The organism is Terracoccus luteus, assembly GCF_003635045.1.
GTDB lineage: Bacteria > Actinomycetota > Actinomycetes > Actinomycetales > Dermatophilaceae > Terracoccus > Terracoccus luteus.
In genome coordinates this window covers 1662202-1680958 of the sequence record NZ_RBXT01000001.1, presented here as the reverse complement: position 1 = coordinate 1680958, position 18757 = coordinate 1662202, and the positions used below count along the sequence as shown (strand labels likewise).

17 protein-coding genes are annotated in these 18757 nt (G+C 73.6%); 12 read left to right on the top strand and 5 right to left on the bottom strand.

Annotated elements, in window-relative coordinates:
• Positions 1 to 3 precede the first annotated feature (3 nt).
• From DFJ68_RS07770 to DFJ68_RS18945, 4 genes are read left to right on the top strand one after another with little or no spacing between them, the layout of a single operon-like run.
• Positions 4 to 1308, top strand: coding sequence for a SufS family cysteine desulfurase (locus DFJ68_RS07770; protein ID WP_121032254.1), 1305 nt, complete (start codon positions 4 to 6; stop codon positions 1306 to 1308).
• Positions 1308 to 1799, top strand: coding sequence for a Fe-S cluster assembly sulfur transfer protein SufU (sufU, locus tag DFJ68_RS07765; protein ID WP_121032253.1), 492 nt, complete (start codon positions 1308 to 1310; stop codon positions 1797 to 1799). Before DFJ68_RS07770 ends, sufU begins: the two co-directional genes overlap by 1 nt.
• Positions 1796 to 2122 carry a metal-sulfur cluster assembly factor gene (locus tag DFJ68_RS07760; RefSeq protein WP_121032252.1) on the top strand — a complete coding sequence of 109 codons (327 nt, stop codon included), beginning with the start codon at positions 1796 to 1798 and terminating at the stop codon, positions 2120 to 2122. Before sufU ends, DFJ68_RS07760 begins: the two co-directional genes overlap by 4 nt.
• Complete coding sequence (locus tag DFJ68_RS18945) at positions 2056 to 2745, top strand: acVLRF1 family peptidyl-tRNA hydrolase (protein WP_276330696.1); 690 nt, start codon at positions 2056 to 2058, stop codon at positions 2743 to 2745. The genes DFJ68_RS07760 and DFJ68_RS18945 overlap by 67 nt, the downstream gene beginning before the upstream one ends.
• Before the next feature lie 62 nt (positions 2746 to 2807).
• Here DFJ68_RS18945 and ypfJ read toward each other — a convergent pair whose 3' ends face one another.
• The 5 genes from ypfJ to DFJ68_RS07725 form a co-directional block, all read right to left on the bottom strand.
• A complete protein-coding gene (gene ypfJ, locus DFJ68_RS07750; protein WP_121032251.1) occupies positions 2808 to 3764 on the bottom strand; it encodes a KPN_02809 family neutral zinc metallopeptidase in 957 nt (318 codons plus the stop codon).
• Positions 3765 to 3841: 77 nt separating this feature from the next.
• The gene (locus DFJ68_RS07745; RefSeq protein ID WP_147431529.1) at positions 3842 to 5224 is read right to left on the bottom strand and encodes a right-handed parallel beta-helix repeat-containing protein; all 1383 of its coding nucleotides are present in this window, start codon (positions 5222 to 5224) and stop codon (positions 3842 to 3844) included.
• Between the two features lie 109 nt (positions 5225 to 5333).
• Entirely contained in the window at positions 5334 to 6368 is a 1035-nt protein-coding gene (locus DFJ68_RS07735; protein ID WP_121032248.1) for an alanine racemase, read from the bottom strand.
• Positions 6369 to 6372: 4 nt separating this feature from the next.
• Positions 6373 to 7491, bottom strand: coding sequence for a lipid II:glycine glycyltransferase FemX (locus tag DFJ68_RS07730; protein WP_121032247.1), 1119 nt, complete (start codon positions 7489 to 7491; stop codon positions 6373 to 6375).
• 108 nt (positions 7492 to 7599) lie between these two features.
• Positions 7600 to 10287, bottom strand: coding sequence for an MGH1-like glycoside hydrolase domain-containing protein (locus DFJ68_RS07725; RefSeq protein WP_121035195.1), 2688 nt, complete (start codon positions 10285 to 10287; stop codon positions 7600 to 7602).
• Between the two features lie 19 nt (positions 10288 to 10306).
• On the opposite strand from DFJ68_RS07725, the gene DFJ68_RS07720 reads away from it, so the two are divergent.
• The 8 genes from DFJ68_RS07720 to DFJ68_RS07685 all read left to right on the top strand — a co-directional run bounded on the left by DFJ68_RS07720 (position 10307) and on the right by DFJ68_RS07685 (position 18685).
• Complete coding sequence (locus DFJ68_RS07720) at positions 10307 to 11707, top strand: MFS transporter (protein WP_245963526.1); 1401 nt, start codon at positions 10307 to 10309, stop codon at positions 11705 to 11707.
• Positions 11708 to 11804: 97 nt separating this feature from the next.
• Entirely contained in the window at positions 11805 to 13403 is a 1599-nt protein-coding gene (locus DFJ68_RS07715) for an ABC-F family ATP-binding cassette domain-containing protein (RefSeq protein WP_121032245.1), read from the top strand.
• A gap of 89 nt (positions 13404 to 13492) precedes the next feature.
• Positions 13493 to 13693, top strand: a complete 201-nt coding sequence (locus tag DFJ68_RS07710; RefSeq protein ID WP_121032244.1) for a hypothetical protein — start codon at positions 13493 to 13495, stop codon at positions 13691 to 13693.
• A 9-nt stretch (positions 13694 to 13702) separates the two neighbouring features.
• A complete protein-coding gene (locus tag DFJ68_RS07705; protein ID WP_121032243.1) occupies positions 13703 to 14476 on the top strand; it encodes an enoyl-CoA hydratase/isomerase family protein in 774 nt (257 codons plus the stop codon).
• A gap of 140 nt (positions 14477 to 14616) precedes the next feature.
• A complete protein-coding gene (locus DFJ68_RS07700) occupies positions 14617 to 16554 on the top strand; it encodes an ABC transporter ATP-binding protein (protein ID WP_245963773.1) in 1938 nt (645 codons plus the stop codon).
• Between the two features lie 123 nt (positions 16555 to 16677).
• Positions 16678 to 17085 (top strand): YciI family protein, encoded by a 408-nt coding sequence (locus tag DFJ68_RS07695; RefSeq protein WP_121032241.1) that lies wholly within the window; start codon positions 16678 to 16680, stop codon positions 17083 to 17085.
• 5 nt (positions 17086 to 17090) lie between these two features.
• Complete coding sequence (locus DFJ68_RS07690; protein ID WP_245963525.1) at positions 17091 to 17477, top strand: YciI family protein; 387 nt, start codon at positions 17091 to 17093, stop codon at positions 17475 to 17477.
• On the top strand, positions 17408 to 18685 hold the full coding sequence (locus DFJ68_RS07685; protein WP_338067434.1) for an RNA polymerase sigma factor: 1278 nt from the start codon (positions 17408 to 17410) through the stop codon (positions 18683 to 18685). The genes DFJ68_RS07690 and DFJ68_RS07685 overlap by 70 nt, the downstream gene beginning before the upstream one ends.
• The last annotated feature ends 72 nt before the right edge of the window (positions 18686 to 18757 follow it).

The following is an 18757-nucleotide window of genomic DNA, read 5'->3' as shown; positions in this document are numbered from 1 at the left end:
CGGATGCCGGGGGCCGTGCCCTTCACGCCGGAGGAGCTGGCCGCGCTGCGCGGCCAGTTCCCCATCCTGTCGCGCACGGTGCGTGACGGCCGGCCCCTGGTCTACCTCGACTCGGGGGCCACGTCGCACAAGCCGACCGCCGTCCTCGACGCCGAGCGGGCGTTCTACGAGCAGCACAACGCCGCCGTGCACCGGGGCGCCCACCAGCTGGCCGAGGAGGCGACGGACGACTTCGAGGCCGCCCGCGCCACCGTGGCCGGTCTCGTCGGCGCGCCCGCGCACGAGGTCGTGTTCACCAAGAACGCCACCGAGGCGCTCAACCTCGTCGCCTACGCGTTCTCGAACGCGTCGCCGACCGACGGCCCGAAGGACGACCGCTTCGTGCTCGGCCCGGGCGACGAGGTGCTCGTCACCGAGATGGAGCACCACGCCAACCTCGTGCCGTGGCAGGAGCTGACCCGCCGCACCGGCGCCACCCTGCGCTGGGTGCCCGTCGCGGCCGACGGGTCGCTCGACCTCACCGACCTCGACGCCCTGCTCACCGCACGTACCAAGGTGCTCGCGCTCACCCACGTCTCCAACGTGCTCGGCACCGTCAACCCGGTGACGCAGCTCGCCGAGAAGGCCCACGCCGTCGGCGCCCTCGTCGTCGTCGACGCCTGCCAGTCGGTGCCGCACCTGCCGGTCGACGTGTCCACCCTCGGGGCCGACTTCATCGCCTTCAGCGGCCACAAGATCTACGGGCCCATGGGCGTCGGGGTGCTGTGGGGCCGGGCCGAGCTGCTCGAGGTCATGCCCCCGTTCCTGACCGGCGGCTCGATGATCGAGGTCGTCACGATGGAGCGCTCGACGTACGCGCCGGCGCCCCAGAAGTTCGAGGCGGGCGTGCCGAACGCCGCCCAGGCCGTCGGTCTCGCGGCCGCCGTGCGCTGGGTGCAGGACCTCGGCCTCGACCGCATCCACGAGCACGAGGCCGCCCTCGTCGACCGCCTGCTGCGTGCGCTCGAGGCGCGGCCGTGGGTGCGGGTCGTCGGGCCGCCCGCCGGCGTCGAGCGGGGCGGAGCCGTCGCGTTCGTCGTCGACGGCGTCCACGCCCACGACGTCGGCCAGGTGCTCGACGACGCGGGCGTCGCCGTCCGCGTCGGCCACCACTGCGCGTGGCCGCTGCACCGCACCCTCGGGGCGGCCGCCACCACCCGGGCCTCGTTCGGGGTGCACAACGGCCCCGACGACGTCGACGCCCTCGTGCAGGCCCTCGACCGCGTCCCGGTCGTGTTCGGCCTCGAGCCGGAGCGGGAGGCGAGCTGATGGACCTCTACCAGGAGCTGATCCTCGAGCACTCGAAGCGCCCGCACCACGCGGGGCTGCGTGAGCCGTTCGACGCCGAGGTGCACCACGTCAACCCGACCTGCGGCGACGAGGTCACCCTGCGCGTCGACGTCGAGGGCACCGGGCCGGATGCCGTCGTCACCGACGTCTCGTACGCCGCCCAGGGGTGCTCGATCTCCGTCGCCAGCAGCTCCGTGCTCGCCCAGGAGGTCATCGGCCGCCCGGTCTCGGAGGCGCTGACGACGTTCGAGGCCATGCGCGCCATGCTCACCTCGCGGGGCACCGTCCCCGGCGACGAGGCGGTCATCGGCGACGGGGTCGCCTTCGCCGGCGTCTCGAAGTACCCGGCCCGGGTCAAGTGCGCCCTGCTCGGCTGGACCGCCTTCACCGACGCCCTCGCCCGGGCCGGTGTCGACATCGCGCCCACCGGCGCCACCACCACCACCTCCACCCAGGGAGTTCGCTCATGAGCCAGACCACCACCCCGCCCAACGTCGCCGACGTCGAGGAGGCCATGCGCGACGTCGTCGACCCCGAGCTCGGCATCAACGTCGTCGACCTCGGCCTTGTCTACGGCATCACCGTCGACGCCCAGAGCCACGCGGTGCTCGACATGACCCTCACCTCGGCCGCCTGCCCGCTGACCGACGTCATCGAGGACCAGACGGCCCAGGCGCTCGAGGGCCTCGTCGCCTCCTACCGCGTCAACTGGGTCTGGATGCCGCCGTGGGGTCCCGACAAGATCACCGAGGACGGCCGCGAGCAGCTGCGCGCCCTCGGCTTCAACCTCTGACCGGTCCTCCCATCGGTCGCGCGCGCACCGTCGAGGTCGACCCCCAGCGGCTCGACCGCTGGTTCGCCGGCTTCGCGGAGCGCCACGGACCCTACGACGCCACCGAGGAGAGCACTCCCGGTGGCGTCGTCCGTGACGCCCGGGCCGCTGACGGTGCGACGGCCCGCACCGAGCCGTTCGGGCACGACCCGCTGGGGGTCGTGCTCGTGCGCCGGGGCGGGTACGCCGTCGGCCTCGCCCACGGGGCGGCCCTGACGGCATCCAAGGTGGGGACCCGCCACGTGCAGTCGCGCACGGCCGCGGGCGGGTGGTCGCAGCAGCGCTTCGCACGTCGGCGCGGCAAGCAGGCCGACGAGCTCGTCGACGCCGTCGTGGCCCACACCCGGCGACTGCTGCTCGGCGACGACGAGTCGCCCCCGGCGGGTGCGCCGCACGTGCCGCGCGGGCTCGTCGTCGGTGGCGACCGCATCCTCGTGCGCGAGGTCCTCGACGCTCCGGCCCTGCGGGCGCTCGGCGGCCTGCCGCGGCGCGAGCTCTACGACCTGCCCGATCCGAGACGTGACGTGCTCGAGGCGGCCCTGCGCCGCGGCCGGGCCGTGCGCATCACCGTCACCGACCCCTGACGCCGGCCGGTCGACGGCGCTCGGCCGACGGCGCTCGGCCGATGGCGCTCGGCCGTCGGTGCTCAGCTGACGCGGTCGACGCCGAAGGTGTTGCACTGGTTGATGTCGCCGGTCTCGTAGCCCTGCGTGAACCAGCTCTGGCGCGCCTGGGCCGAGCCGTGGGTCCACGACTCCGGCGTCACCCGGCCCTGGGCCGCCTTCTGGATGCGGTCGTCACCGACCGCCGCCGCCGCCGAGAGGGCGGAGTCGATGTCCTGCTGCGTGATGGGCTTCAGCAGCGGCGTGCCGTTCGAGTCGGTGGTCTCGGAGGCGTGCTTGACCCACGTGCCGGCGAGGCAGTCGGCCATGAGCTCGACCCGCACCGCGCCCGAGTTGGCTCCCTGCGGGTCCTGCTGCGCCCGGTCGAGCAGCCCGAGCTGGTCCTGGATGTGGTGGCCGTACTCGTGGGCGACGACGTACTCCTTGGCGAGGTTGCCCCCGTCGGCGCCGAAGCGCGACTGCAGCTCGTCGAAGAAGCTCGCGTCGATGTAGACCTTCTTGTCGAGCGGGCAGTAGAAGGGGCCGACCTGGCTGTTGGCCGTGCCGCAGCCCGAGCGGGTCTGGCCGGAGTAGAGCACGGTCAGGGAGGGCTCGTACGTCATGTCGTACTTGGGCAGCGTCTTGGTCCAGTAGTCCTGCACGCTGTTGACCGTCGCGATGACGAGGCAGACGTCGTCCTTGTTCGCGTCGGCGCCGGTGCGGCACTGCGAGAAGTCGCCCGAGCTGACCTGGCCCGCCGCGGACACCTGGTCGCGCTGCAGCTGCTGCGAGGGCAGGCCGCCCGTCGTGCCGGTGTCGCCCCCGCCGCCGAGCAGCTGGCCGCCGCCGAAGATGAGCCCGAGGACGAGCAGGATGAGGCCGCCGATGCCGCCGCCGACCTGGATCCCGCCGGGGAAGCCACCGCCGCCGCCACCGCCGCCCGACGACCCGCCGCTCTGCACCTGCGACGTGTCGAGCTGGGCGTTGTCGTTGAACGTCATGGGATGTGCTCCTGCAGGCCGGGGACCGTTCTCGGACGAGGACCTGCGACGGGTCTCACGGTCCGGTCAGGGCCACCCTAGCCCGCGGCCGGGGCCGGGGCGCCGGTGCGCGCGCCGGCCGGCGGGCACGCGCCGGGAGGGGCGGGCTTCGGCCGGGCCGGGGGTAGGGCCGTGCGGCCGTTCCACGTATTGCCGTACCTGCCCCAGTAGGAGGTGAGGTTCGTCGCCAGCGACACCTGCCGGAAGGTGTTGTCCGTGAAGGTCGACGACATGAGCGCCCCGGCCGCGAGGCTCGAGGTGGGGGCGACGTTGCAGACGACGACGGCGGCGAGCGTCGAGCTGTTGAGCGAGGGCTGGCGCAGCTTGGCGTCCGCGCCGCGGAAGACCATGCCGGCGCCCCGGTTGTCGACCACGAGGTTGCCCCGCCACACGTTCCCCCAGCCGGACTCCTGGTCGTTGAGCCCGATGTCGACCCCGCGGACCGTGTTGTGGCTGAAGGTGTTGAAGCTCGCGTCGATGTCGGTCGTGATGCCCCGCCCGTCGGTCGGCAGCTCGGTGACGACGTTGTCGGAGACCGTGTTGTACGACGAGGCCGAGCCGGTGCGGATCCCCTCCTGCATGTAGTGCAGCCACCGCGAGTCGGCGACGCGCGAGACGGTGTTGCGGCTGATGTCCCAGAAGTCGCTGTAGGTGTTGAGCCAGATGCCGGGGCCGATGCCGCACTCGACGTCGTGCACCGTGTTGCCGGTGATCGCCCCCCGGGTGCCGAGGGCGACGTGGATGCCGCGCCCGCTGATGTCGTTGTCGAGCAGCCGGATGCCGGTCGCCGGGTCGAGCGGGACGCCGAGGGTGCGCGACAGTGCGGCGTAGACGCCCGGGGCGGCGGCGGGGTCGGGCACGGCGGTACGCCCGCCGACGTAGCCCCGGCCCGGCAGCGACCGTCGGGTCTGCCAGTCTCCCTTGCGCTTCGTCATCTCCTTGATCCACGCGGCCGGCGCGGAGAAGTTCGTGCCCGAGACCCACACGCCGCCGACGACCCGCAGGCCCTCGAAGGTCCACCAGTCGACCCCCTCGCGCAGCATGAGGGTGCGGTTGACGTTGGGCTGGGTGGCCGCGCAGTCGGCCGGCTCGAAGCTCTCGGTCACGGTGACCGCCCCGTCGCCGAAGGGCCGCACGACGATCGGCGCCGCCTCGGTGCCCGACACCGCGACGAAGACCCGGCCCCGGTAGGTGCCGGCGTGCAGCGCGAGGACGTCGCCCGGCCGGGCGAGGTCGACGGCCCGCTGCAGGGTGCCGGTGCCCGGGCGCACCTCGACGACCCGCGCCGCGGCCGACGGTGCCCGCGTCGGTGCCTGCCTCGATGGCGCGGCGCTCGACGCCGGCGCGACGCCGACGGTCAGGGTGACGACGGCGGTCGCGACGGTGGCCACCACCGCCCGGGACGCGCTGGACCTGAGCATGGCGACCGCCTGTCTCGCACGCCCCCGCGTGCGTCGCTCCGCAGGCTAGGGCCGGAGGGGCTTGGAGCGGTAGGGGTTCGAGGTCACCGGGCGCGGCCGGGCCACTGCCTCAGTGCAGCTCGACGGCATCCGGGTAGGCGGTCGTCAGGCGCATGCGCACCGGCACGGTGTCGCCCACGGAGGGCACGGCGCCCCCGGCGGGCAGCGACAGGAGGCTGCACTGCATGTGCGGCGGCTCGGCGAAGCGCACCCGTCGCCCGCCGACGGTGAAGGGCGAGGTGACGCGGTGCGCCGCCTCGAGCAGCCCCTCGACGACGGCGACCGCGCGGGCGCGGGGGGTGGCCGCCGAGGCGGGCGACTCCATCGCGACGCCGTGCGAGGTGCCGCCGCTGACGACGACGACGTGGCCGGGGGCGAGGGGGCGCTGCCGGTAGCCGGCGTGCTCGCCCTTGCCGACCGGGCGCACGTCGAGCACGTGGGCCCGCACCTCGTGGGCCGCAGGGTCGGCGAGCCAGAGCGAGGTGCCGACGCGCGGGAGCAGCTCGCGGCCCGGATGCCGGCGGGCCAGCTCGGCGAGCTCGCCGGGGGAGGTGTGCGAGACGTACCAGCGCCGCACGTCGGGGGCGGCGTCGACGAACCGGCTGATCTCCTCGACGTGGCCGGTGCCGAGCGGGAGGTGCAGGGTGACGCCCTCGGCGTCCGCCCGGTGGGCGAGGTCGGCGACCTCGGCGACCGGGGCACCGAAGCGGTTCATCGACGTCAGCGCCTCGACGACGACCCGGGCCCGCGGGGCGACCTCCCGCAGCGCCTCGAGGTCGACCGCGCTCGTGACGGTGTGCACGCCGCGGCCGGCGTCCGCCTGCTGGCGGGCGTCGAGGCGGGCGAGGTCGTCGTGCACGCGGGCCCGGAACGGCTCCATGACGAGGACGTCGCCCGCGAAGGCGTCGAGGGCGGGGCCGAGCTCGGCGTAGAGCCCGACGGCCACGGTGCTGGCGCCGAGCCGACCGGCCTCGGCGCAGAGCAGGTCGCGCCCGAAGCCGTAGCCGTTGCCCTTCACGACGGGGACGACACCGGGGTACCGGGCCGCGGCGGCGTCCTGGGCGGCACGCCACCGCGCGGCGTCGACGTGGAGCACGAACGACATCAGCTCACCGCCGGTTCATGTAGAGCGAGAACGCCCGGTAGAGAAGGGGGTTCAGGGGAAGGTCCCACTCGCCGACGAGCCGCACCGCCTCGCCACCGGTGCCCACCTTGAAGCGGATGAGACCGATGTGAGGGTTCTCGGTGTCGAGGGTGTTGGTGATGCCGCGCAGGTCGTAGACCGACGCGCCGGCCGCGATCGAGTCACGCAGCATCCGCCACTGGATCGCGGTGGAGCCCTGCAGCTCGCGCTTCGCCGCCGTCGACGCACCGTAGGAGTACCAGGCATGCTCGCCGACGCGGACGAAGACGGTGGCCGCGAGGACGTCGCCCTCGTGCTCGGCGAGGTAGACCCGGATGCGGTCGGGGTCCTCCGCCGACAGCGCGGCGTACATGCGCTCGAAGTACTCGCGCCCGCGCGGGGTGAACCGGTCGCGCTCGGCGGTCTCGACGTAGACACGGTGGAAGGCGGCGACGTCCTGCGCCCCGCCGACGCGCACCTGCACGCCGTTCTTCTCGGTCTTCTTGATGTTGCGCCGCCACAGCTGGTTCATGCCGGCGAGGACGTCGGCCTCCGACCGCCCGGCGAGCGGGATGCGGAAGACGTACTCCGGCTGGCCGGCGGTGAAGCCGTCGTCGGCCGAGAGGTGCCGGAAGCCGAGGCGCCGCAGCTGGTCGACCACCGCCGTCCCCTCCGGCTCGACGACGTCGGGCGTCGCCTCGTCGTAGCGGCCGACGCGCGGGTCGCTGATGCCGTCCTTGATCGTCAGCGCGTGCCAGCGGTGCGTCGCCACGGGCGGGCCGAGGCGCAGCACGAAGGCCTTGCGGCGCCGGACGTGGTCGCGCAGGGCCCGGAGCATCTCGACGAGACGGGGGGAGGACCAGTCGATCGCCGGCCCCTCGGGCACGTACGCGAGCGACCGGCCGATGCGCGGCAGCGGCCGGTAGAGCACGAGGGCGGCACCGACGAGGCGCTCGCCCTCGAACCAGCCGACGGACTCCGTGCGCCAGTCGGTCTTGACCTGTGCCCACGCCGGGGTCTGCAGGAAGCTCACCGCCCGCTGGTCACGGACCCAGGCGAGGTGCTGGTCCGCGCTGATGGGGGCGACGGTGATGGGCTCGGTCACGGGGGGTCACGCTACCCGAGCACCGCCGGCCACCCGGCATCCGTCGACGACGCGGCGCCCACCGTCGACAGCGCGGCGCCCACGATCGCCGACCGTCGCCGGATGCCGTCAGCCCCACCCCATGTCGCGCGGGTCCGGGGGCAGGCGGGGGTTGAGCAGGTGCGCGACGAGGGCCGTCCACCCGGTCTGGTGCGTCGCGCCGAGGCCTTCGCCCGTGTCGCCGTCGAAGTACTCCGAGAACGTCGGGTGGGCCGACCACAGCGGGTCGTCGCGCGACTCGATGCGCTTGCCGTCGGCGGGGCGGCGGCCGTCGACGGGTCGGAAGAGGTCGGTGAGGCCGTGGTCGATGACGTCGGCGGCGTCCTCGAGCGTGCCCCAGTGACCGGACCCGCGGGGGATCTCGACCTGGACCTCGTCGCCGAAGAAGCGGCCGTACGTGCGCAGCTTGTCGGCGAGCAGGACGTTGACCGGGAACCACACGGGCCCACGCCAGTTGGAGTTGCCGCCGAACATCGCGGTGCGCGACTCGCCGGGCTCGTAGGCGATCGAGACGGTCTCGTCGCCGACGGTCGCCGTGACGGCCTGCCGGGTGGCGGCCGACAGCGAGCGGATGCCGAAGGGGGAGAGGAACTCCTCGGTGTCGAACATGCGCTCGAGCAGGCGCCGCAGCCGGTCCGGCTCGACGAGCGTGAGCAGGATCTTGCCGTCGGCCTCGCGGGTGACGACGGGCTCGGTGAGCTCGGGGCGACGCTCCTGCAGCCACGCGAGACGGGCGGTGACGTCGGGCAGCTCGTCGGCCACCCACGCCGGGATCTCGGTCGTGCCGAGGATCGGCAGCAGGCCGACCATCGAGCGCACCCGCATGTGCGGCGCGCGGCCGTCGGGCTGCACGAGCACGTCGTAGAAGAACCCGTCGCCCTCGTGCCACAGCGACTTGTCGCTCGAGCCGAAGTGCCGCACCGCCTGGGCGATCGAGAGGAAGTGCTCGAGGAACTTCGTCGCGAGGTCGTCGTAGGCCTTGTCGGTGCGCGCCAGCTCGAGCGCGATCTTGAGCATCTGCTGGCAGTAGAAGGCCATCCAGCTCGTCGCGTCGCTCTGCTCGAGACGGAACCCGGGCGGCAGCGGGGCCGAGCGGTTGAACAGGCCGATGTTGTCCATGCCGAGGAAGCCGCCCTCGAAGAGGTTGCTCCCGGCCTCGTCCTTGCGGTTGACCCACCACGCGAAGTTGAGCAGCAGCTTGGTGAAGACCCGGGTGAGGAACTCACGGTCGCGGTAGCCGTCGATGCGGTAGACGTGCCAGGCCGCCCACGCGTGCACCGGCGGGTTGACGTCGCCGAACTCCCACTCGTACGCGGGCAGCTGCCCGTTCGGGTGCATCGCCCACTCGCGACACATGAGCACGAGCTGCTCCTTCGCGAAGTCGGGGTCGACGTGCGCGAGGGGGATGGTGTGGAAGGCGAGGTCCCACGCGGCGAACCACGGGTACTCCCACTCGTCGGGCATCGAGACGACGTCGGCGAGGGCGAGGTGCTTCCACCGCTCGTTGCGGATGCCGGCCCGCGAGCCCGGCGGCTTGGGCCCCACGGGGTCGCCCGCGAGCCACTGCCCGACGTCGTAGCGGTAGAGCTGCTTGCCCCACAGCAGGCCGGCGTAGGCCCGGCGGGCGACGTGCCGCTCGTCGGGCGTCAGCGAGGGGTGGATGACGTGGCCGTAGAACTCGTCGGCCTCGGCCGAGCGCGCCGCGACCACCGCGTCGAAGGGCTCGCCGAAGGCCGCGAGGCCACGGTCCGACGGGCCGAGACGCAGGTCGACGGTGACCGTCTCACCCGGCTGCACGGCATCCCACTGGTACCAGAACGCGGCCTTGCTGCCGTAGCCCTTCGGGTTGACGGCGTTGCGACGCCGGTGCACGACGCGGTCGTTGATGCCGTCCTTCGGGTAGAGCGACTGGGCGCTCGTGCTGCCCCACAGCTTGGCGGCGTTGGTCTCGTTGTCGCAGAAGAGGATCTGCGGGTTGCCCTGTGCTGCAAGGACGTACGAGCCGAGGAAGCCGTGTCGCACCTCGGCGGCGCGGTAGCCGCGGGGCGGCCGCCCGTTGCGACGCACCTCGTGCAGCTCGGTGATGCGCGGGTCGGTGCCCCACGACCACGTGTTGCGCAGCCAGACCGTCGGCAGCAGGTGCAACGGCGCGGCCGCGGGGCCGTGGTTGGTGGCGGTGACCCGGATGCAGATGTCGGTGGGGTCGGCCTTGGCGTAGGTGACGGTGACGTCGAAGAACTCCCCGTCGTCGAGCAGGCCGGTGTCGCCTAGCTCGAACTCGCGCTCGTCGCGGGTGCGCTCGGCGTTCTCGCGGCGCAGCTGCTCGTAGGGGAACTCGGCCTGCGGGTAGCGGTAGAGCCACTGCATCCAGCTGTGGGTGGGCGTGCCGTCGAGGGCCCACCAGTACTCCTTGGCGTCCTCGCCGTGGTTGCCCTCGGTGTTGGTGAGGCCGAAGAGCCGCTCCTTGAGGATCGGGTCGCGCCCGTTCCACAGCGACACGGCGACGTTGAGGAAGCCGTAGCGGTCGCTGATGCCGCCGAGGCCGTCCTCGCCCCAGCGGTAGGCCCGCGAGACGGCGTGGTCGAAGGGGAAGCCGGCCCACGCGTCACCGTCGGCGGTGTAGTCCTCGCGCACGGTGCCCCACTGGCGCCCGGCGAGGTACGGGCCCCACAGCCGCCACGGCGCCGCGGGCCCGTCGCACTCGCCGAGGCGGGAGTGCTCCGCGCTGCGCGGTCGGCCGGGGGCGGGGCTGTCCATGAGCGCCATGATGGGGCACGTGTGTGTCGCAGCCGTAAACGTGGGTCGGGCCCGGTCGAGGGCGCTCGTCGTCGCCTCGCTCGGCACGGTCCTGACCCTGGTCGCCTTCACCGCGCCCCTGGCGACGGTCAACGCGGTCGCCGCCGAGCTGGATGCCGACGTGGCGGGGCGGACGTGGATGCTCAGCTCGATGGGGGTCGGGCTGGGCGCGACCCTCCTGACCGCGGGGGCGCTCGCCGACGACCTCGGTCGCCGGCGCCTCGTCGTGTGGGGACTGCTCGTGCTCTCGGCCGGGTCGGCCCTGTCGGCGCTCGCCGGCTCCACCGGCCTCTTCGTCGCCTCCCGGGTCGTGCAGGGCGTGGGCGGCGCCGCCGTCGTCGCGGCGAGCCTTGGGCTCGTGGCGCACTGGTACGAGCCCGGACCCGCACGGGCGCGCGCCGCCGGAGTCTGGGGCGCGAGCGTCGGGGGTGGCATCACCCTCGGCCCGTTGCTCTCGACGTTCCTCGAGCGGTGGCTGACGTGGCGTGACGCCTACTGGGTGCTCGTCGTCGGCTCGCTGGCCGTCGCGGCCCACGGTCGGCTGCGGCTCGAGGAGAACCGGTCCGCGACGCCGCGGGGTCTCGACCTCGCGGGTGCGGCACTGCTCTCGGCGTCCCTCACCTGCCTGCTCGCGGCGATGGTCGAGGGGCGTCAGGGCTGGACCTCGACCCTCGTCCTCGGCCTCGCCGGGGCCGCCGTCGTCACCGGCCTCGGCTTCGTCGCCGTGGAGGCGCGCAGCGCGTCGGCCATGGTGCCGCTGGAGCTCTTCCGCGCGCCGCGCTTCGTGGCCGCGACGACGGCGGCCTTCGTGACGGGTGCGGGCATCATCGCCGTGATGTCGTACCTGCCGGGCTTCCTCGGCCTCGCGCTGGGGGTGCCGGCCACGACGACCGCCCTCGTCTTCGTGGCGTGGTCGGGCACGAGCGTCGTCGTGGCGCTGTTCGCGCGTCGGCTGCCCGCCCGGTTCACCGGTCGCCTGCAGCTGGCCGCCTCGCTGGCTCTCGTCGGCGTGGGCCAGCTCGCCCTCGGCGGCGTCGGGACCGGCTCGTCGTGGGGGCGTCTCGTGCCCGGCCTGCTCGTCGCGGGGGTGGCGAGCGGCGTGCTCAACTCCGCCCTCGGCCGGGAGGCGGTGGCCAGCGTGCCCGACGGGCGCGGCGCGATGGGCAGCGGCGCCAACAACACCGCCCGCTACGTCGGGTCGGCCGTGGGGGTCACCGTCGTGTCGGTCGTCGTCGCCGCGGTGGCCGCGCAGCCATCGGGCGCACCGGCATCCGACGGCGTTGCGGGCCTCGTGGCCGGGTGGAACGCGGCCGTGCTCGTCACCGCCGCCGTCTCGCTCGTCGGCAGCGTCGTCGTGCTGCTGTGCCGTGAACGAGGGTGAGTGTGGCTGAACGTGGTCGTAAGCACGGGTCGCACGCTGGCAGAATGGAGGGGTCAATCCGGCCGCTGACGTAGTGCGGCACCAGAGAGGAACAGCCGTGATCGTCGCCACCGGCATCGAGCTGCGTGCGGGTGCCCGCCTGCTCGTCGAGGACGCCAGCTTCCGCATCGACGCGGGCGACCGCATCGGTCTCGTCGGGCGCAACGGCGCCGGCAAGACGACCCTGACGAAGGTGCTCGCGGGGGAGGGCCAACCCGCCGCCGGCACCGTGACGCGCACCGGCGCGGTCGGGTACCTGCCGCAGGACCCGCGCACCGGCGACCTCGAGATGATCGCCCGCGACCGCATCCTCTCGGCCCGCGGGCTCGACGACATCGTGCGCCGTCGCAGCCAGGCCGAGGAGCGCATGGGCAGCGACGACGAGAAGGTGCGCGAGAAGGCGATGCGCCGCTACGCCTCGCTCGAGGTCGAGTTCGAGGCCCAGGGCGGCTACGCCGCCGAGTCTGAGGCCGCCTCGATCGCGAGCGCCCTCGCCCTCGACGAGCGCGTGCTCGGACAGCCCCTCGGGACGCTCTCGGGCGGTCAGCGCCGACGCGTCGAGCTCTCGCGGATCCTGTTCTCCGGCAACGAGACCCTGCTGCTCGACGAGCCGACCAACCACCTCGACGCCGACTCGATCGTCTGGCTGCGCGAGTACCTGCGGGCCTACAAGGGCGGGCTGATCATCATCAGCCACGACGCCGACATGCTCGACGCGGTGGTCAACAAGGTCTACCACCTCGACGCGAACCGCTCGGCCCTCGACATCTACAACGTCAGCTGGAAGACCTACCTGCAGGCGCGCGAGACCGACGAGAAGCGCCGCCGCCGCGAGCTTCAGAACGCCCAGAAGAAGGCCGGCGCCCTGCTGGCCCAGGCCGACAAGATGCGGGCCAAGGCGACGAAGGCCACGGCGGCCCAGAACATGGCCAAGCGCGCCGAGCGGCTGCTCGCCGGCGTCGAGGGCGAGCGCCAGCAGGACAAGGTGGCCAAGCTGCGCTTCCCCAAGCCGGCGCCGTGCGGCAAGACACCGCTGCGCGCCAGGGGCCTCTCGCGGACCTACGGCTCGCTCGAGGTCTTCACTGACGTCACGCTCGCCATCGACCGGGGCAGCAAGGTGGTCGTGCTCGGCCTCAACGGTGCGGGCAAGACGACGCTGCTGCGGATGCTCGCCGGCGTCGACGTCCCCGACACCGGCCAGGTCGAGCCCGGCCACGGGCTCCGGCTCGGGTACTACGCGCAGGAGCACGAGAACCTCGACGTCGGGCGCACCGTGCTCGAGAACATGAAGTCGGCCGCACCCGACCTCGGCGAGACCGAGGTGCGCAAGGTGCTCGGCTCCTTCCTCTTCTCCGGCGACGACGTGCACAAGCCGGCGGGGGTGCTCTCCGGTGGCGAGAAGACGCGCCTGTCCCTCGCCCTGCTCGTCGTCAGCGCGGCCAACGTCCTGCTGCTCGACGAGCCGACCAACAACCTCGACCCGGCCTCGCGCGAGGAGATCCTCGGCGCGCTGTCGACCTTCGAGGGGGCGGTCGTCCTCGTCACCCACGACGAGGGGGCCGTCGACGCGCTCGAGCCCGAGCGCATCCTGCTGCTCCCCGACGGCGTCGAGGACCTGTGGGGCCCCGACTACAAGGACCTCGTCAACCTCGCCTAGTCCGCACCTCTGCGAGGATAACCTCACGTTCTCGCTCGCATAATGGATGGTTATTGACGGGTCACGTGGGCCGTCGCCACACTCGGCGCATGCCCCGCCACCAGCTGCGTTGCCCCTACTGCTCGGGCGACGACGTGAACCCGTTCCCCGACCCCACCTCGCTGTGGTCGTGCCTCGGGTGCTGCCGGGTGTTCCGGGTCGAGACCGCGGTGCCGGCCTCCGTCGCGGGCTGGGGCGTGCTGCGCGCGGTCGGGGCGTCGGCGGCGGGTGCCTCCGGGGGCCGTGGGTAGCCTGCCTGCATGAGCCACCCGCACCTGCTGGTCGAGACCGACGGCCCCGTCCGCACCCTGACCCTCGACCAGCCCGAGCGGCGCAACGCCCAGACTCCCTCCCTGTGGGCGGCGCTCGCCGACGAGGCGCGCTCGCTGGGTGACGACATCCGGGTCGTCGTGCTCAAGGGCGCCGGTGCGTCGTTCTCGGCCGGCATCGACACGGCCATGTTCAGCGCCGAGGGGGTCGCCGGCGAGGAGAGCATGAAGGGCCTCGTGGCCCGGGGTGAGGATGCCGTCGACGCGGCCATCGCCACCTACCAGGAGGGCTTCACCGCCTGGGCGCAGTGCCCGGCGGTCGTCGTGGCCCAGGTGCACGGGCACGCCATCGGCGCCGGCTTCCAGCTCGCCCTCGCGGCCGACCTGCGCGTCGCCGCCCTCGACGCCTGGTTCGCGATGCGTGAGACCGGTCTCGGCCTCGTGCCCGACCTCGGTGGCACCGGCCCGCTCGTGCACCTCGTGGGCTACGCCCGGGCGCTGGAGATGTGTGCCACGGGCCGTCCGGTCAGCGCCCCCGAGGCCCACGCCATGGGCCTCGTCAACTCGATCGTGCCCGCGGCCGACCTCGACGCGGCGACGTACTCGCTCGTCGGCGGCATCCTCTCCGCGCCCGACGAGGCGGTCCGCGCCCTCAAGCCGCTGCTGCGGGCGGCCGTCGACGACCCCTCCCGCGAGGCCCAGCTCGCCCGCGAGCGCCGGGCGCAGGGGCCCCTGCTCACCGCCCTCGTCGACGGGCTCGGCTGACCGCCGCCCACCGGCATCCGGCGCCCGGGCGCAGCCCCGGGGTCGTCCCGGGGTCGCCGTGCGGGAATCACCGTCGGTGCCGTGGGGTTCGATGGAGCAGGACGAGAGGGGACCCCGTGGGGATGCAGCCGTGGGCCGCGATGCGGTCGATGTCACGTGACGCCGGTGTGACGGCCGAGAGGCTGACGCCCGGGCTGTGGCGACGGGTGCTGTCGTACGCCGGGCCCTACCGCACCGCGATCATCGCCTTCCTCACCGTGACCGTCGTCGACTCCGCCCTCGTGGTGGCGGTGCCCCTGCTGCTCAAGGAGATCGTCGACCGAGGCGTCATCCCGCGCGACACCGGCGTCGTCGTCGAGCTGGCCCTCGTCGTCGCGCTCATCGCGGTCGTCGACACCGTGCTGACGATCGTGTCGCGGTGGTACTCCTCGAAGATCGGCGAGGGCCTCATCAGCGACCTGCGCAACCAGGTCTTCGCGCACGTGCTGCGCCAGCCCGTCGCGTTCTTCACCCGGGCGCAGACCGGCTCGCTCGTGTCGCGCCTCAACAACGACGTCATCGGCGCGCAGCAGGCCTTCACCTCGGTGCTGTCGAACGTCGTCAGCAACATCGTCTCGGTCACGCTGCTCGTCGCCGCCATGCTCGCGCTGTCGTGGCAGCTGACCCTGGGCTCGCTGCTGCTCGTCCCGCTCTTCCTCGTGCCGGCGCGGCTCATGGGTCGTCGCCTCGCCGGGCTGGCCAGCCAGCAGATGAAGCTCAACGCCGACATGGGCACCCGCATGACCGAGCGGTTCAACGTCGCCGGCGCCCTGCTCGTCAAGCTCTTCGGCGTGCCCGAGCGCGAGGAGGCCGAGTACAACGAGCGCGCAGCGCGCGTGCGCGACGTCGGTGTGCTCATCTCGGTCAACCGCTCGATCTTCATGGCCGCCCTGACCCTCGTCGCCGCCCTCGCGACGGCGATGGTCTACGGCTTCGGCGGCGCGATGGCCGTGACCGGCACCCTCACCGTCGGCACGCTGCTCGCGCTGGCGGCCCTGCTGGGTCGGCTCTACGCGCCCCTCATGGCGCTGTCGAACGTGCGCGTCGACGTCATGACCGCGCTCGTGTCGTTCCAGCGCGTCTTCGAGGTGCTCGACCTCGAGCCCCTCGTCGCCGACCGCCCCGACGCCCGCCCGCTGCCCAAGGGGCCGCTGGCGGTCGAGCTCGACCACGTCGACTTCCACTACCCGTCGGCCGACGAGGTGTCGCTGGCCTCGCTCGAGGCCACCGCCACCGGTGACCGCCGCAGCGGCGGGCCCGTGCTGCACGACGTGACTCTGCGGGCCGAGCCCGGCCAGCTCGTCGCCCTCGTGGGTCCCTCGGGTGCCGGCAAGACGACCCTCACCTCGCTCGTGGCCCGCCTCTACGACCCGACGGCGGGATCGGTGCGGGTGGGCGGTCTCGACCTGCGCGACGTCCTCAGCGCCTCGCTGCGCGAGCGGGTCGGGGTCGTGACCCAGGAGGCCCACCTCTTCCACGACACGATCCGGGCCAACCTGCTCTACGCGCGCCCCGACGCCACCGAGGCCGACATCGAGGCGGCCCTCGACGCCGCGCAGATCCGGGGCCTCGTCGACGAGCTGCCCGAGGGCCTCGACACCGTCGTCGGCGACCGGGGCCACCGCCTCAGCGGCGGCGAGAAGCAGCGCCTCGCCATCGCGCGCATCCTGCTCAAGGCGCCCGACGTCGTCGTGCTCGACGAGGCGACCGCGCACCTCGACTCCGAGAGCGAGAGCGCGGTGCAGCGTGCGCTCGACGCCGCCCTGCACGGGCGCACGTCGATCGTCATCGCGCACCGGCTCTCGACCATCCGCCAGGCCGACCTCATCGTCGTGCTCGAGCACGGTCGGGTGATCGAGACCGGCCGCCACGCCGACCTCCTGCGCCGTGGGGGCCTCTACGCCCTGCTGCACGCGACGCAGTTCGACACGCGGCCCGACGGGTCGGCGGCATCCGCGTCGGGCGCGCCCGACCTCGACGGCGACGCCGCCGCCGACGACGACCTCGGGCTCGACGTGGCCCCGGCCGGGAGGCCGTGACAAGTCACGGTCGGCGTGGTGTCGTATCCGTGCCGGGCCGTTCGTGGAGTGGGTGAGCGGCGGTCGACCCGACCGCCGACGCCCATCCCGACGGCGACCGGATGCCGGCCGCGAGGAGTCACGATGCCCCAGTACCTCATCAGCTTCAACGACGAGTGGGTCCCGGCCCAGACCGACGACCAGCTCGTCGACAAGGGCGCGGCCAGCCGCGCCGTCGTCGCCGAGATGCAGCAGGCAGGCGTGCTGCTGTTCACCCACGGCGGCCTGGACGCCACGACGGCGCTGTGCAGCGTGACCCTGCGCGACGGTGAGCCGCTCTTCACCGACGGGCCCTACGTCGAGACGAAGGAGCACCTCGGCGGCTTCTGCGCCATCGAGGTCGACGACGACGAGACCGCCCGCCACTGGGCGGGCCGGCTGGCGGCGGTGCTCGACTGGCCCCAGGAGGTGCACCGCTTCGAGGGCAGGGGCATGTCCAGCGTGCCCGGCGTGCCCGGCGTGTCCGGTCACGGCCGCGGCGCGGGGGAGTGACCACGGTGCCTCGCTACCTGCTGTCCGTCTTCACCCCGGCCGACGCCGGCGACCTCGGCCCGTACCCGTCCCAGGACGCCATGAGCGAGTCGCTGGCCGACACCGGCGTCTTCACCGCGCGACTCGAGCGCGACGGGTACCTCGTCATGGCCGACGGCCTCGAACCCCCGTCGACCGCGACGACCGTCGACGGCAGGGGCGAGCGGCCGGCCCTGACCGACGGGCCCTACCTCGAGACCAAGGAGCACCTCGGTGGGTTCTGGGTCGTCGAGGCCCCCGACCTCGACGTCGCCCTCGAGCTCGCCGCCGACGGGTCGAAGGCCTGCCGCGGGCCCGTCGAGGTGCGCCCGTTCCGCAGCGCCGAGTCGGTCGCCGCCCTGCTGGGGAGCTGATCGCCCTGGCCGACGACGACCCCGGCGCCCTCGGCGCCCTGACCCGCGCCCACCACGACGAGTGGGCCCGGGTCGTCGCCTCGCTGGCCCGCCGCACCGGTGACCTCGACGTCGCCGAGGACTCGGCCGCAGAGGCCTTCGCCGTCGCGGCCGAGCGCTGGCCCCGCGAGGGCGTCCCGGCCAACCCGGGTGGGTGGCTCATGACGACCGCCACCCGCAAGGCCGTCGACCGGCTGCGACGCGAGTCGCGGCGAGAGGCGAAGCACGAGGCGGCCCACATGCTGCGCGACGAGACCCCCCACGCCCCGACGGGCCCCGTGGCCGACGACCGCCTGCGGCTCGTCTTCACCTGCTGCCACCCGGCGCTGTCGCCGGAGGCGCGCGTGGCCCTGACCCTGCGCCTGCTCGGCGGGCTCACGGTCGCCGAGATCGCGCGCGCGTTCCTCGTCCCCGAGACGACGACGGCCCGGCGCATCACCCGGGCCAAGGCCAAGATCCGGGCGGCGCACATCCCCTTCCGCGTGCCCACGGACACCGACGTGGACGACCGACTCGCCGCGGTGCTCGCCGTCGTCTACCTCGTCTTCAACGAGGGCTACCTGGCGGGGCAGGGCGCAGCCCTCGACCGGCCGGACCTCGCCGACGAGGCGGTGCGGCTGGGCCGGCTGCTGCGCGAGCTGCTGCCCGACGACGGCGAGGTCGCCGGCCTGCTCGGCCTCATGCTGCTCACCCAGGCGCGCCGCCCGGCCCGCACGAGCGCGACCGGGCAGCTCGTCACCCTCGGTGAGCAGGACCGCAGCCGCTGGGACCGCACCCTGCTAGCCGAGGGCCACGCCCTGGTGGACGAGCGGGTCCGCGTGGTGGCCGCCGGCGGGCCGCGACCCGGCCGTTACCAGCTGCAGGCAGCCGTGGCGGCGGTGCACACGTCGGCCGCCCGGGCGCAGGACACCGACTGGCGGGCCGTCCTCGCCCTCTACGACGCGCTCGCCCGGCTCGACCCCTCGCCGGTCGTGCTGCTCAACCGCGCGGTCGCGGTGTCCGAGGCGGAGGGCGCCGCCGCCGGCCTGGCCGAGGTGGAGCGGCTGCTCGCCGCCCACCCCGTGCTGGACGGCTACCATGCGCTGCACGTGACCCGGGCCGAGCTGTGCTGCGCCGGGTCGGTCGACCGGAGGACGCCCGGGGTGCGTACGACCGGGCGTTGTCCCTGACGGGGAACGCGGCCGAACGAGCCCATCTCGAGCGACGCCGCGACGAGACCCGACGGGACACGACCGGCTGAG

What these genes read in the sequence shown, in the direction of transcription:
- DFJ68_RS07770 (WP_121032254.1), top strand. Translation starts at nt 4, where the DNA reads ATGCCGGGGGCCGTGCCCTTCACGCCGGAGGAGCTGGCCGCGCTGCGC.
- DFJ68_RS07735 (WP_121032248.1), bottom strand. Translation starts at nt 6,368, where the DNA reads ATGTCGTTCGTGCTCCACGTCGACGCCGCGCGGTGGCGTGCCGCCCAG.
- DFJ68_RS07695 (WP_121032241.1), top strand. Translation starts at nt 16,678, where the DNA reads ATGCCCCAGTACCTCATCAGCTTCAACGACGAGTGGGTCCCGGCCCAG.
- DFJ68_RS07705 (WP_121032243.1), top strand. Translation starts at nt 13,703, where the DNA reads ATGAGCCACCCGCACCTGCTGGTCGAGACCGACGGCCCCGTCCGCACC.
- DFJ68_RS07710 (WP_121032244.1), top strand. Translation starts at nt 13,493, where the DNA reads ATGCCCCGCCACCAGCTGCGTTGCCCCTACTGCTCGGGCGACGACGTG.
- ypfJ (WP_121032251.1), bottom strand. Translation starts at nt 3,764, where the DNA reads ATGACGTTCAACGACAACGCCCAGCTCGACACGTCGCAGGTGCAGAGC.
- DFJ68_RS07745 (WP_147431529.1), bottom strand. Translation starts at nt 5,224, where the DNA reads ATGCTCAGGTCCAGCGCGTCCCGGGCGGTGGTGGCCACCGTCGCGACC.
- DFJ68_RS07760 (WP_121032252.1), top strand. Translation starts at nt 1,796, where the DNA reads ATGAGCCAGACCACCACCCCGCCCAACGTCGCCGACGTCGAGGAGGCC.
- DFJ68_RS07725 (WP_121035195.1), bottom strand. Translation starts at nt 10,287, where the DNA reads ATGGACAGCCCCGCCCCCGGCCGACCGCGCAGCGCGGAGCACTCCCGC.
- DFJ68_RS07700 (WP_245963773.1), top strand. Translation starts at nt 14,617, where the DNA reads ATGCGGTCGATGTCACGTGACGCCGGTGTGACGGCCGAGAGGCTGACG.
- sufU (WP_121032253.1), top strand. Translation starts at nt 1,308, where the DNA reads ATGGACCTCTACCAGGAGCTGATCCTCGAGCACTCGAAGCGCCCGCAC.